Here is a 12876-nt window from a genome sequence, read left to right on the forward strand (position 1 = left end):
GGGAAAACGGCGACCGCGATCGAAGAAGCGAAAGCCGACCCGCGCAAGCGATTTGACGGTCCGGCGTCGAGAGACGCCATGGGAACCGACGAACTCAGGGCGGGGCTGGAGAACGTCGTCGTCGCGGAGACGCGGCTCAGCTCGGTCGACGGCGAGGCCGGCGAACTGCTCGTCGCAGGCTATCCGATCGAAGAACTCGCGCCGAACGCGTCGTTCGAGGAGACGCTGTACCTGCTCCGCAACGGCCGCCTGCCGACCGCGGACGAACTCGACGACTTCCGCGAGAAGCTCGCGTCGCGTCGATCGATCCCGGACGCCACGATCGACCTGCTCCGCGCCGCCGCCGAAGACGACGGCCAGTCGGCGATGGACGCCCTCCGGATGGGCGCGGCGACGCTGAGCCTCGGGGCGGCCGACGGAAGGGGCGGCGAGGGTGAGCGGGAGCGAGAGGACGAAAGCGGGCCGGTCGGCGGCGACCCCGATCGGGACTCGCTCTCGCTCGTCGCCGCGTTTCCGACGGTCGTCGCCGCATACTGGCGGCTTCGGAGCGGCGAGGAGCCCGTCGACCCGCGGCCGGACCTCCGGCACGCGGCGAACTACCTCCGCATGCTGACCGGCGAACTGCCGACCGAGGCGGAGACGTGGGGGCTGGAGACGTACCTGAACGCGGTCGTCGACCACGGGCTGAACGCCTCGACGTTCACCGCGCGGACGATCGCCTCGACCGAGTCGGACCTCGTCTCGGCGATCACCGGCGCGGTCGGGGCGCTGAAGGGGCCGCTTCACGGCGGCGCGCCGGGACCGGTGCTGGCGATGCTCCTCGACGTGGACGAGTCGGGCGACGCCGAGGGGTACCTCCGGGAGAAACTCGACGCGGGCGAGCGGATCATGGGCTTCGGCCACCGGGTGTACCGGGTTCGCGACCCGCGCGCCGCGGTCCTCTCCGACGCCGCGGAGCGGTTCTACGCGGCCGAATCCGGCGGCGACGAGGCGTTCTTCGAGTCGGCGCGGACGTTCGAGGGGACCGCCGTCGACCTCCTCGCGGAGTACAAGCCGGGGCGAAACCTGGAGACGAACGTCGAGTTCTACACGGCGGTCCTCCTCCACGGGGTCGGGGTCCCGCAGGAGCTGTTCTCCGCGACGTTCGGCGTCGCCCGAGTCGGCGGCTGGACGGCGCACTGCCTCGAACAGCTGGACGACAACCGTCTCATCCGCCCCCGCTCGCGCTACGTCGGCGCGAGGGGGAGGGAGTGGACGCCGATCGAGGATCGGTGATCTCGGTCGACGGCCGCACACCCGCACATCCGCACACGCGCCGATGCGCTCACCCCAGCGTCGCCCCGACGGTCTCCAGCGCCGCCTCGAAGTGCTCGGGGCGGAGCACCACCTCGTCGGCCCGCTCGTTCGCCTCCTCGGGGTCGTACGCCTCCGCGACCTCCCGGATGGCGAGCACCGCGGCCTCCCGACAGACCGCCGTGAGGTCGGCCCCGGAGTAGCCGTCGGTCCGCGCGGCGAGGTCGTCGAGGTCGACGTCCGACGCGAGCGGCTTCTCGCGGGTGTGCACCCCGAGGATCGCCCGCCGGGCCGCCTCGTCCGGCGCGGGGACCTCGACGTGCGATTCGAGGCGGCCGGGGCGCAACAGCGCCGGATCGAGCGCACCGCGTCGGTTCGTCGCCGCGAGCACGACGAGGTTCGGGTTGTCGGCCGCGTTGTCGAGTTCGGTGAGCAGCTGGGAGACGACGCGCTCGCCGACGCCGGAGTCGCCGCCCGCCGCGTCCCGGTTCCCGGCGATCGCGTCGATCTCGTCGAAGAAGACGATCGCCGGGGCGGCCTGGCGGGCGCGCTCGAACACCTCGCGGACCGCCTTTTCGGACTCGCCGACGTAGCGGTCGAGCAGTTCGGGGCCGGCGACGTGGATGAAGTTGACCTCGCTCTCGCCGGCGATGGCGCGCGCGAGGAGCGTCTTGCCGGTCCCGGGCGGGCCGTACAGGAGCACGCCGGACGGCGGGGCGGCGTTCGCCGCCTCGAACAGCGGGCCGTAGGCGAGCGGCCACGTGACCGCCTGCTCCAGCGTCGCCTTCGCGTCGGTCAATCCGCCGACGTGCTCGAAGGTCGTCGTCGGCTGCTCGGCGACGTACTCGCGCATCGCGCTCGGCTCGACGGCCGCGAGCGCCGCCTCGACGTCCGCGCGGGTCACTTCGAGGTCGTCGAGCGAGACCCGCTCGCCCTCCCTGCGGCTGCGTCGCAGGGCGGTCATCGCGGCTTCCTTCGCCAGCGATTCGAGGTCGGCCCCGACGAAGCCGTGGGTGCGCGAGGCGACGCGTCCGAGGTCGACGTCCGACGCGAGCGGCATGTTCCGCGTGTGAACGTCGAGGATTTCGCGTCGTCCCCTCTCGTTCGGGACGCCGATCTCGATCTCGCGGTCGAACCGCCCCCCGCGCCGCAGCGCCGGGTCCAGCACGTCGACGCGGTTCGTCGCGCCGATGACGATAACCTCGCGGCGGGCGTCCAGCCCGTCCATAAGTGTGAGAAGCTGCCCGACGACGCGGTTCTCCACGTCGCCGCCGTCGTCGCGCTTTCCGGCGATCGAGTCGATCTCGTCGAAGAAGACGATCGCCGGGGCGTTCGACGCCGCCTCCTCGAACCGTTCCCTGAGCTTCTCCTCGCTTTCTCCCTTGAACTTCGAGATGATCTCCGGGCCGGAGATGGTGATGAACGTCGCGTCCACCTCGTTCGCGACGGCCTTCGCGATGAGCGTCTTGCCGGTCCCGGGCGGCCCGTGCAGGAGGACGCCCTTCGGCGGTTCGATGCCGAGCCGGGCGAACACCTCCGGTTCCGAGAGCGGGAGTTCGATCATCTCGCGGACGAGGTCGAGTTCGTCGTCTAGACCGCCGATGTCCTCGTAGGTGACGCCGGTCCGCACGTCCGCCGTCGACCCGCCGACCGTCACCCGAACGCCGTCGTCCGCCGGTTCCGCGCCGACGTCGTCGATTCGGTCGCGCCCCGTCCCGCCGCGCTCGTTCCCGCGGCGCTTCGTCCCGTCGCGCTCGCGCATCGAGACGGTCACCCTCGTGTCGTCCGTGACGCGGACGGTTCCGTCCGGCGTCGTCGCGGCGACGACGAACGCGCCGCCGCCGAGCCGTTCGAGGTGTACCTGCTCGCCCTCGTGGACCGGGCGGTCGAGCAGATCGCGCTTCGCCGCCTCGACGATCGTCTCGCGGTCCACGTCGGCGGCTTCGAGACCGGGCGGCGCGGCGATCGTCACGGCCGTCGCCTCGCGGACGGAAACCTTCGACACGCGGACGGTTTCGCCGATCTTGACGCCGGCGTTGGCCCGCGTGTCGGCGTCGACCTGTATCGTGCCGGCGGGCACGCCGCCCCGGGCGGGCCACACCTTGGCGACCGTCTCGCGCCCCCCGGCGATGACGACGGTGTCGCCGCTCAGGACGCCGAGCCGTCGCCGCGCCGCTTCGGGGAGGCGGGCGATACCGCGACCCGCGTCGCGCTTTTCCGCGCTTCGAACCGCGAGTTCGAGGCCCGTCTCGTCGCTCATGTCGTCGCCTTGGTTCGGGCCCGCCTTTACGCTTCCTCAGCCGACGTCCCCCCGTTGTCGGTCCCGGCGCGCAGCCCGCGACCGGAGTAACCGATATATTCCGTGGTATCCCATCACACGCCATGGTGACCGCCACGCAGCGCGAGGAGGGGACCTGGTACGAGTGCGAAAAGTGCGGACTGCTGTTCGACGATCGCGAGGACGCGGCGCAGCACGAGGAGAACTGCGACACCGACTCGCCGTCGTACCTGCAGTAGCGTCGGCACGGTTCGGGAGCGCGGACGGGGATCGACGGCCGAACCGCCGCCGTCGACGTGGAATGCGACCGGGTGGGGACGGACTACCGATGCTCCTCCGCCAGCCGCTCCGCGTGCGCCTTCGACGCCGCCTCCTCCCATCGAACCTTCGTCGCGGTGCCGTACGCGAGCGCCTCCTTCAGTTCGTCGCGCAGCGGCCCGACGCCGAGTTCGACGACCTCACCGTCGGCGTCGCCGAGTTCGTACACGCCGTAGCGGGTCGGCGCGCGCGCGACCGTCTCCCTGTCGAGGGTCCGCCAGCGCTTCCGGAGGCTCATTCGTCGCCGTCGTCTCCGTCGGCGCGGTCGCCCTCGTCTCCGTCGGCGTTCTCGCCGTCGGCGTTCGGGTCGCTCACGAACTCGAAGCTCTCCTCGCCCCAGTCGTCCTCGACGAAGACGAAGACCCGCCCGCGGGCGATCTCGGGGTCGGCCTCGATCTCGTTTCGCTGGCCGCCCGCCCGGCGGACGGTCACGCCGGGGAACACCTCCTCCTCCTCGCCCGGTTGGAGGATGATCCGACCGACGCCGGTGTCTTCGAGGATGTCGTCGTGGGTCTTGAGATCGTTGACGTACAGCATCACGCCCTCCGTCTCGGTCGGGTCGGTGACGAGGACGTGCGTCTCCTTGCCGGGACCGGTCGTGAGGGCGTCCGTCACCGTCTTCGGGACGCCGCGGTACACCGTCCGCCGACCGTCGAGGTACTCCACCTGCACGCCGTACTCGAGGAGTTCGATCCCGAGGGTGCTCGGGGCGACGTCGTTGCGCGCGCTCATGGTCGTCCACTACCGGCGGCGGTGGGAAAAGGCTCGCGTCTCGGCGGCGGGGGAAACGAAGGGACGGCGGGAGGGATCGAGCGAAATCCGCGCGGACCGGCACACCTAAACGCCTCCTCGTCCGTCACCCCGTATGCACGGCCGCGCGGCCGCCCTCGGGGCGGGGACCGTCCTGAACGCCCTCGCGACCGGCGTCGGCTCCGCGTTCGCCATCGACGCGGAGACGCGGGCGACCGTCGAACTGGATCCGACCGGCGACGTCACCGGCGAGGTCGACGGGGCACCGGACGCCGACACGCGCCTCGTCGAGCGGTGCGTCTCGCTCGTCACGGAGACGTACGGCGACGGCGAGGGCGGTCACGTCCGGACCGAGAGCGACCTCCCCATGGCCGCAGGGCTCAAGAGTTCGAGCGCCGCGGCGAACGCGACGGTGCTGGCGACCCTCGACGCGCTCGGGATCGCGGTCGCCGGCGCGGACGACGCGCCCACCGCTGCCGACGACGAACCCGCGATCGTCACCCGCGAGGGGGCGTGTCGGCTCGGCGTCCGGGCCGCCCGGGACGTCGGGGTGACCGTGACGGGTGCGTTCGACGACGCGACGGCGAGCATGCTCGGCGGCGTCACCGTCACCGACAACCGCGAGGACGAACTCCTGCGCCGCGAAGCGGTCGATTGGAACGCACTCGTGTGGACTCCGCCGGAGCGGGCGTTCACCGCCGACGCCGACGTCTCGCGCTGCGAGCGCGTCGCGCCGATGGCCCATCTCGTCGCCGAGCTGGCGCTCGACGGCCGGTACGGCGAGGCGATGACCGTGAACGGCCTCGCCTTCTCTGCGGCGCTCGGGTTCCCGACCGATCCGGCGGTCGAGGCCATGCCCGACGCGACGGGCGTCTCCCTGTCCGGGACCGGCCCGAGCGTCGTCGCCGTCGGCGAACGGGACGATCTGGCGCGGGTGCGGAACCGCTGGGATGAGCGACCGGGGACGACGTGGCTGACCGAGACGCGGAACGACGGAGCACGAATCCTATGAACGGACGAACACGAACGCGAGGACGAGGCGCATGAGCGAGGATCGACCGACGCCCGAGGGCATGACGCTCGACGAACTGCGCGAGGAGATCGAGGAGATCGACCGGGACATCGTCGAACTGATCGCCCGACGGACGTACGTCGCCGACACCATCGCGCGGGTGAAAGCGGAACGCGACCTCCCGACGACCGACGAGTCGCAGGAAGCGCAGGTGATGGAACGGGCGGGCGAAAACGCCGAGCGGTTCGAGGTCGACGCGAACCTCGTGAAGGCGATCTTCCGGCTGTTGATCGAGTTGAACAAGGTCGAGCAAAGGAACCAGAGATAGCTGAATTCGGCATCCTCAGCCACTATAAGCCGATGATTGAATATCTTCCGGTTGCTGTTCAGATAACCCCCATTGAAGCTGGCTGGCGTCGGTGACTCTACAGAGGCTAATCAAGCCAGCGTGTGAGAAACTATTAGGCCAGAGGGTCAACCTCTATCAAGGGTAAAGATTCGATGACCAAACCTCCCGACGACCCGACTAACCAACTGACGGACGAGGAGCGGCCCACCGTTCGCATTCCCGAGTATATGAGTGGTATGAGGTCGTGAGTTGGTCGGAGGTCGATGCCGAGTGGTGGGAACACGTACAGACAGCACGGCGTGTCCACGCACAGGTCGTCGAAGAGTATGCGGATTCGCCCGGAGTGGTGTACATCGAGCGGTCACGAGGCGATTCAGAGATTGCGGGCTATGCAACTACCGTTATCACGATTATAGTTGAAGAGGATGCCCCAGTGTTGGACGTTCCTGATGAAATCGAAGGAATCCCGATTAGCATAGAAGTCGGAGAAATCAAAGATACAATCAACTGAATGACGTTTCAGTAGCCAAATTCCCTGTTACGAGTTGCTTCTCGTGAAACGAGTCACCGTGAGTTGACGGTCTCGCTTCGAAATCGTTGATACCGTAAGACACAGTATTCTGTGTTTCTATAGATATACACATGCCCACCATCACTGTGAATGTGGACGATGCGCTCAAAGAGCGGATGGAGAAGCACCCGGAAATCAACTGGAGCGAGGTCACTCGACAGGCTATCCAAGACAAAATCGAGAAGCTCGAACTGATGGACGAACTCACCGCCGACAGCGAACTCACCAACGCCGACGTTGACGAAATCGCTGCCAAAATCAACGAGAGTGCCCGGAAGCGCCTCGAAGAGGAGTCGGAGTAGTTCTGACGGATGAAGTTGGTCGTCGATGCGAACGTCGTCATCTCTGCACTCATCGCTGACTCGAAGACTCGGGAACTCATCGTCACGCTCGAACCGGAACTCCTGACAGCCGAGGTCGTCCACGACGAAATCGGGAACTACGAAGCCCTCATCGTCGAAAAATCGGGGATGGATGCAGATAGAGTCCAACAGTTCATCGACCTTCTGTTCCAGTACATCGAGACGGTGCCTGCCAGCGAGTTCTACCCGCACATAGAGGAGGTGGACGAGGCGATAGGCGATACCGACCCAGACGACGTACTGTACGTCGCCTGTGCGCTCGCTCGTGACGCAGGTGTGTGGAGCGACGATTCTGATTTCGATGACCAAGACCTCGTGCCGGTGTTCACAACCAGCGAAGTAATCGAATCGTTCGATACGATGTGATTTAGGTGAGTCCCGGGAAACGGAAGAAGAGGTGACGTGCGCCATCTCGTATGGTGGATTTCACCTATCTGAACAAAATTCACCAGCGTGAGAACCGACAACACCTATCACTGTTATTGTACAACGAGTAGTACAGAATCGTCAAACGACCGTACGGACTGTTAAGTGAGAAAAGAAACACCAGTAGCGTATGCCCCCGCAATCGATAATCTCACGTCCTACAAAAAGTACACTCCTCTCCGGAATCGTGGGCGGAATCCTCCACTTGAGTCTCGCGGGTGCGCTCTGGCTTTGGTTCGGATTCACCAGTCGCCTCGTCGGGAACGAGTTCCTCCTTCTCTACACTGCAATTGGTGCATTCACAGTCGGCGCAATTCCGAGCGCTCTGTTGTACGCGAAACGGCTCAAAGTCCCACTTATTATCGTCAGTGGATTATTCGTTGCTTCGGCGTTCAGCAACTGGGCCACCTACGTTGCTCAGTCACCGACACCGACTCCTGTTGATCCGACTGCGTTTGGCTGGTATCTGCTCGGTTGGTTCGTCGTCCTCGGAGTAGCCCTCTTTGCTGGTGGACTTGAACTTTCATTCCGTCGAAGGTGGCGAAATCGACGTGCGGAATCAACCAGTCCCTGAAAAACGGCTCTGTTACTATCTGTCATCCAAATTCCAGTCACCGACGTTCCGGTTCACAGAATTGCGGTAAAATAGGCGAAATCTGTTTCATCAGTTGAGAACCTGAACAAAATTTCCCAGCGCGAAAATCGGTAGCTCAATCCAGCTCGAGACTTAGTTTCAGTGCTTCATCCACCTCGGTCATGGTCGGCTCGCTCAGCCTTCCGACGACCGAGTGAATCCGCTTTTCGATTGAGACGACGCGAATCTGGTCGAGACGAACCGAGGAGTCCTTCTCGAACGGCGACCCTGCTGCTTCGACGAGCACCTCGAACGGGTAGCCTCGATGCGTGCCAGTTGCCGGGGCGACGATGGTCGTGCTGGAATTTCGGTTTCCAACATCGTTCTGCACGACTACGGCGGGGCGGGTCTTCTTCATCTCGTGGCCTTCGGCGGGGTCAAGTCGGACGATGGCAACGTCGCCGCGTCGAACGTCAGTACTCTCACTCATTCATCCAGTCCGCGCCACGCCTCGTCGGACACCTCGTCCCACTCCTCAGAGAGAGCCTCAGCACTCTCAGACGCTTCTCTATACGCGGCGGCCAGTTCCTCTTCGTCAGGACCGTCGGATTCGACCTCGACGATCGCGACGGTCACACGCTTATTCGCATACTCCGTCCCGAGGTAGACTCTCCCCCGGTCGTCTGTATCGTTGGTCCGGAGGTCATGAGCATCTACTTTCATCGTGTTACCCACTAAGACCCACTGCTTAATAACTCTCGCCCACTATTACCCACGAGGATTCTGATGCACGAGTATATTTGAGAAGCGGTAAATTTGGTGAAGTGACGTACGCAGTCTCACGCGGTGGATTTCATCTATCTGAACGAGGTTCATCAGCGAGTGGATAGGTGGCACACGCCACCGGGTAATTCGCGTTATTCCGCCCCGCCGTCGGATTTCTCCGTCGATGCCGTCCCCTCCGCGATCAGCGTCTCGTTTTCGACCTCGCGAACTCGTTTCCCCGCCTTGAACAGTTCGTAGGTCAGTAGGATCAGACCCAAGAGCGTGAACGGAGGGAGCAAAAGGAGCACGCCGAGGATCAATCGCCAGCGGGGAACGTACTCCAGCCGAGCCTCCACCTCCTCGATGACGTTTCTGTCGCTCATTCGGGGACCTCTACGACCGCCCGGGAAAAAAGATTGATGAAGCGACGGGGCGAGGAAGGGTTCAGTACTCCCAGAGCCGCTCGATCCGCGAGTCGATCTCCGGGTGGTCGTCGCGCAGCGTCTCGACGTCCGTCTCGCCGTCGACGTTGATCACGTGGACCTCCCCGCGGCGCTCGGAGTAGACGTCCTGGAAGTCGTACACGACGCCTACGACGCAGACGTCGTCGGGGACGTCGTCGCTCTCGACGAGGAACTCGACCTGCCTGTCGACGTTGTACTCGACGAGCCGGTTTACGGCCTCGGTTCGGCTCACCCCCGACGGGAGCGACCCGACGCCGGCCTCGAGGTGGGGTTTCAGCAGGCCGAGGCAGTGATCGATCCCCGCCGGCTCGGAGAGCCCGTCCGTCAGATCGTCGTACGCGGCCGTCACGGCCCCGCAGCCCGTGTGCCCCACGACGACGACGGTGTCGGTTCCCGTGTGCCGAATCGGATAGAGGACGTCCCCCGAGACCGCTTCCCCGGCGTCGGTTCGCTGAACGACGCGGTTTCCGATGTTGCCGCAGGTGAAGAGGTGGCCGGGTTCGTCGTTCCCCCAGGCGTGATCCTGCAGGACGCGCGAATCCGAACAGCAGACGGTGACCGCGTCGGGCTCTTGGGAGTCCTGCACGCCGTCGAACCGGGACCGGTACTCGCTCGCGTGTTCCGAATTGTTCCGCAGCAACTCGACGATCGTCTCGCGCATGGTTATGCGAACGTCCGCCTTCGGATATATTCCTTGGCTCGACCGCAAGCGAGGGGGCGTTTCGAAAGCCGGTCCGACCGGTCGATCAGTCGCTCGCCGGGTCGGCGACCCGGCCCACGTCGGTCGGATCTTCGAGTTCGCCCATCACCGACTCGAACGCGTCGGTCGCCGTCACGATCCCGACGGCCTCCTCGCCGTCCCGCACCAGCGCGAGCTCCTGCCGCTCCTCCTGAAACCGATCGATGAGTTCGCTGATCGTCGCGTCCGCCTCGGCGGTCAGCGGATCGGCGGCGAGATCCTCGAACGCGACCTCGCCGTCGCGAATCTCGTCGAGGTGCCTCGTGATCGTCGGGACGTAGACGATCCCGCGAAAGTCGGTGAGCGAGTCGCCGACGAGCGGAAACCGGGTGTGAGGATGTTCCTCCAGGACCGACAGGTTCTCTTCGAACGATCGCTCGGTCGAGAGCGTCGCCACGTTATCCGGCGAGATCGCGATCTCTCCGACCGGCCGTTCGCCGACTTTGAGCGCGTTGAGCACCTCCTCGCGACGCTCCTCGGAGAGATCGCCCCGATCGAGCACCTCGCCGATCTCGTTGCGGAGGTCCGCCCTGCTTTCGATCGCGTCGGTCTCCGCTTCCACCCACGACCGGCTGATCTCGACGCCGAACAGCCGCAGGGTCCACTTCGCGACCTTGTCACCGAGATATATGAGCGGATATATGAACATCGTGAACCAGTACAGCGGCCGCGCGCCGTACCGGGCGATGAGCTTCGTCCGCTCGACGCCGAGGTAGGTCGGCGTCTGCTCGCCGTGGGTCAGGTGCAGGAGGTTGATGATGAAAAAGGACAACGCCACGGCGACGACGTGCGTCGATCCCGGCGCGAGCGCGTCGATTCGCGCCGCGCCGAGAAGCGGCTCCAGGACCGCGACGAGCGCCGGTTCGGCGACGATCCCGACCGCGATGCTGGAGGCGGTGATGCCGACCTGACAGCTCGTCAGATAGATCTCGAGCCGTTCCGTCATCTCCCAGGGTCGCCGCAGCCCCGGTTCGTCGAACTCCGATTCCGGGTACTGGCGGACGCGCGTCAGCGCGAACTCCGTCGCGACGAAGAACGCGTTCGCGAGGATGAGAAGCAATCCCGCGACAATCCGCCCGCCGGCTACCAACGTGTCCATCTAGATTTCCCTCCCGCCGCGGTACACGAGGCACCCAAATAAGCGGGTTGGCCGAGAAGGGCGATGGGGGACGAGACAGAGACGGGCGCGCGACGACGACCGCGCCGTCTCGGTACTCGCCGACCTCCCTCGACGTTCGCCTCCTCCGTTCGACCTTCACCGACCGCGGAGCAGCGCGTACGCGCCGCCGACGGCGACGGACAGGGCGTAGCTTCCGGCGAGGAACGGGGCCCAGTACACCCACAGGGCGTAGTTGGGAAAGAGGGCGCTCCCGATCGAGCTGCCGACCGTCATGAGCAGGTAGCCGGGGTACGCGAGCGGCGTCATGAGCCGGGCGTCGAGCCGACCGACGAGAAGCGGAATCACGAGCAGCGCGTAGACGACGAGGACGGCGCGGCCGACCAGGAGGTCGCGCGCCGTCGCATCCCGGCCGCTCATCCGTCGAACGCTCCTTCGGGCACAGTCACGTCCGGAGCGTGGGCGAGCCCGTGCTGCGTGAGAAGCGCCGAGACCAGCAGCTTCGTCCAGCGGATCCGGGTCCGAACGTCGAGCAGGAAGGTCGTCGCCTCGATGATGTACCCGGCGCGTCCCAGGTCGCCGGCGACCTTGTGGACGAGCAGCGGGGCGTCGCCGTCGATGACGTTTCCCCGTTGGAAGCGGTGAAACGGCATCGCCCACGGGACGCGCTCGTCGTTCAGGTGTCCGATCGCCGCGTCGGCGTACGCGACCGCGTCGCCGACGTCCGTCGGGAAGACGGCCTGTCCGACCTGCCCCCGATGGGTCCCGTAGATACCCCGCGCCCAGTGTAAATCGAAGACGACGTCCGGGTCGTGTCGCTCGACGGTCCCCCACAGCGCCCGCGCCAGCTCCGTCGTCGGTTCCTCGCCGGGCGGAAACTGGCGGTTCAGGTCGCCGCCGACCCCGTGTCGCTCGTCCCGCTCTATCGCGACCCGGTTCGCCTCGGGCACCGCGACGAGCGTTCCGGCCTCGAACGACCACTCGGCGACGTCGGCGGCGGCGAGATAGCCGCTCCGCTCGTTGCCGTGCACGCCGCCGAAGACCATCGCGGTCGGGCCCGGTTCCGGGGCGTCGACGACGACGACCTCGGTCTCGTGGCGCGTCCCGTCGAGTATCTTCTCGCGCGACCGCTCCGCTCCAGCGCCGTTCGTCGTCGTCGCGCGACCGACGTCACCGGCGTCGCCGAAGCGGGACGGCCCCGCGCCGACGAACGGGACGGCGGCTCCGACTCCTCCGAGGGCTCTCGCGAGAAACGACCGTCGTCTCATTGTCGGGTGGACCCGTTCCGCGACCATGAGTATGTTCCTTCTCCGCCACAGCGGGCTCGAACGTCGGCGCGGCGAGCGTGCCGCTTATACGCCTGATAAATGAAAGCACCGTACTTACTCCGTCTCGCGACGGAACTCGGACCATGCCCGTGAGAGACCTCGCGAACAGCGACGTCGTGACGGCGAGCAGGGACGAATCGGTGACGGAGATCGCACGGAAGCTCGCGGACGAGAACGTCGGGACCGTCGTGATCACGGAGGGCGACGAGCCGATCGGCGTCGTCTCCGACCGGGATATCGCGCTCGCGATTCCAGAGGGAGACGTGTCGTCGATGACCGCCGAGGACTTCCTCGACAGGGAGGTCGTGACCGTTCGCGCCGACGCCGAGGGGATCGAACTGGCCCGAACGATCGGAGAGGCGAAGGTTCGACGGATCCCCGTCGTCGACGACGGGGGATCGCTCGTCGGCATCGCCACGCTCGACGACATGGTCGCGACGATCGGCGAAGAGATGCAGGAGGTCGCGAACGTCATCGAAGCGCAGTCGCCGGGGTACTCGCCCTGAGCGCCGGCGGGAGAGGCCGTTCCG

At 66.1% G+C, this 12876-nt stretch carries 18 protein-coding genes; 8 read left to right on the top strand and 10 right to left on the bottom strand.

Translation table 11 applies throughout. The features are described 5' to 3' along the window. Positions 1 to 78 precede the first annotated feature (78 nt). On the top strand, positions 79 to 1275 hold the full coding sequence (locus C3L37_RS22885) for a citrate synthase/methylcitrate synthase (RefSeq protein ID WP_129116852.1): 1197 nt from the start codon (positions 79 to 81) through the stop codon (positions 1273 to 1275). 49 nt (positions 1276 to 1324) lie between these two features. On the opposite strand, the gene C3L37_RS22890 is transcribed toward C3L37_RS22885, so the two are convergent. Beyond that, positions 1325 to 3553 carry an AAA family ATPase gene (locus C3L37_RS22890; protein ID WP_129116853.1) on the bottom strand — a complete coding sequence of 743 codons (2229 nt, stop codon included), beginning with the start codon at positions 3551 to 3553 and terminating at the stop codon, positions 1325 to 1327. A gap of 122 nt (positions 3554 to 3675) precedes the next feature. Here C3L37_RS22890 and C3L37_RS25485 point away from each other — a divergent pair, with 122 nt between their 5' ends. Beyond that, complete coding sequence (locus C3L37_RS25485) at positions 3676 to 3810, top strand: DUF7128 family protein (RefSeq protein WP_267195358.1); 135 nt, start codon at positions 3676 to 3678, stop codon at positions 3808 to 3810. An 83-nt stretch (positions 3811 to 3893) separates the two neighbouring features. Here C3L37_RS25485 and C3L37_RS22895 read toward each other — a convergent pair whose 3' ends face one another. Both C3L37_RS22895 and C3L37_RS22900 read right to left on the bottom strand, forming a co-directional pair. After that, a complete protein-coding gene (locus tag C3L37_RS22895; protein WP_129116854.1) occupies positions 3894 to 4127 on the bottom strand; it encodes a DUF7508 domain-containing protein in 234 nt (77 codons plus the stop codon). After that, complete coding sequence (locus C3L37_RS22900; RefSeq protein ID WP_129116855.1) at positions 4124 to 4621, bottom strand: DUF5796 family protein; 498 nt, start codon at positions 4619 to 4621, stop codon at positions 4124 to 4126. Before C3L37_RS22900 ends, C3L37_RS22895 begins: the two co-directional genes overlap by 4 nt. Before the next feature lie 133 nt (positions 4622 to 4754). Here C3L37_RS22900 and C3L37_RS22905 point away from each other — a divergent pair, with 133 nt between their 5' ends. The 5 genes from C3L37_RS22905 (at position 4755) to C3L37_RS22925 (ending at position 7299) form a co-directional block, all read left to right on the top strand. Beyond that, on the top strand, positions 4755 to 5651 hold the full coding sequence (locus C3L37_RS22905; protein WP_129116856.1) for a shikimate kinase: 897 nt from the start codon (positions 4755 to 4757) through the stop codon (positions 5649 to 5651). 31 nt (positions 5652 to 5682) lie between these two features. Beyond that, positions 5683 to 5979 carry a chorismate mutase gene (locus C3L37_RS22910; protein WP_164974852.1) on the top strand — a complete coding sequence of 99 codons (297 nt, stop codon included), beginning with the start codon at positions 5683 to 5685 and terminating at the stop codon, positions 5977 to 5979. Positions 5980 to 6244: 265 nt separating this feature from the next. Further along, positions 6245 to 6511, top strand: a complete 267-nt coding sequence (locus tag C3L37_RS22915; RefSeq protein ID WP_228546439.1) for a hypothetical protein — start codon at positions 6245 to 6247, stop codon at positions 6509 to 6511. Between the two features lie 131 nt (positions 6512 to 6642). Further along, positions 6643 to 6873: a hypothetical protein gene (locus tag C3L37_RS22920; protein ID WP_129116857.1), complete on the top strand. Its 231-nt coding sequence runs from the start codon at positions 6643 to 6645 to the stop codon at positions 6871 to 6873. 9 nt (positions 6874 to 6882) lie between these two features. After that, positions 6883 to 7299 (top strand): PIN domain-containing protein, encoded by a 417-nt coding sequence (locus C3L37_RS22925; protein WP_129116858.1) that lies wholly within the window; start codon positions 6883 to 6885, stop codon positions 7297 to 7299. Between the two features lie 770 nt (positions 7300 to 8069). On the opposite strand, the gene C3L37_RS22930 is transcribed toward C3L37_RS22925, so the two are convergent. The 7 genes from C3L37_RS22930 to C3L37_RS22960 form a co-directional block, all read right to left on the bottom strand. Continuing rightward, positions 8070 to 8423 carry a type II toxin-antitoxin system PemK/MazF family toxin gene (locus C3L37_RS22930; RefSeq protein WP_129116859.1) on the bottom strand — a complete coding sequence of 118 codons (354 nt, stop codon included), beginning with the start codon at positions 8421 to 8423 and terminating at the stop codon, positions 8070 to 8072. Continuing rightward, a complete protein-coding gene (locus C3L37_RS22935) occupies positions 8420 to 8656 on the bottom strand; it encodes a hypothetical protein (protein ID WP_129116860.1) in 237 nt (78 codons plus the stop codon). Before C3L37_RS22935 ends, C3L37_RS22930 begins: the two co-directional genes overlap by 4 nt. Positions 8657 to 8850: 194 nt before the next feature. Continuing rightward, complete coding sequence (locus tag C3L37_RS22940) at positions 8851 to 9081, bottom strand: hypothetical protein (RefSeq protein WP_129116861.1); 231 nt, start codon at positions 9079 to 9081, stop codon at positions 8851 to 8853. A gap of 61 nt (positions 9082 to 9142) precedes the next feature. Next, the gene (locus C3L37_RS22945) at positions 9143 to 9823 is read right to left on the bottom strand and encodes a carbonic anhydrase (RefSeq protein ID WP_129116862.1); all 681 of its coding nucleotides are present in this window, start codon (positions 9821 to 9823) and stop codon (positions 9143 to 9145) included. An 85-nt stretch (positions 9824 to 9908) separates the two neighbouring features. Beyond that, the gene (locus C3L37_RS22950) at positions 9909 to 11000 is read right to left on the bottom strand and encodes a CNNM domain-containing protein (protein WP_129116863.1); all 1092 of its coding nucleotides are present in this window, start codon (positions 10998 to 11000) and stop codon (positions 9909 to 9911) included. A gap of 156 nt (positions 11001 to 11156) precedes the next feature. Then, positions 11157 to 11438, bottom strand: coding sequence for a hypothetical protein (locus C3L37_RS22955; RefSeq protein ID WP_129116864.1), 282 nt, complete (start codon positions 11436 to 11438; stop codon positions 11157 to 11159). Next, the gene (locus C3L37_RS22960) at positions 11435 to 12286 is read right to left on the bottom strand and encodes a succinylglutamate desuccinylase/aspartoacylase family protein (RefSeq protein WP_129116865.1); all 852 of its coding nucleotides are present in this window, start codon (positions 12284 to 12286) and stop codon (positions 11435 to 11437) included. The genes C3L37_RS22955 and C3L37_RS22960 overlap by 4 nt, the downstream gene beginning before the upstream one ends. Before the next feature lie 143 nt (positions 12287 to 12429). Here C3L37_RS22960 and C3L37_RS22965 point away from each other — a divergent pair, with 143 nt between their 5' ends. Further along, positions 12430 to 12852, top strand: coding sequence for a CBS domain-containing protein (locus tag C3L37_RS22965; RefSeq protein ID WP_129116866.1), 423 nt, complete (start codon positions 12430 to 12432; stop codon positions 12850 to 12852). Positions 12853 to 12876 lie beyond the last annotated feature (24 nt).

The organism is Halegenticoccus tardaugens, from assembly GCF_004116405.1.
Taxonomy (GTDB): domain Archaea; phylum Halobacteriota; class Halobacteria; order Halobacteriales; family Haloferacaceae; genus Halegenticoccus; species Halegenticoccus tardaugens.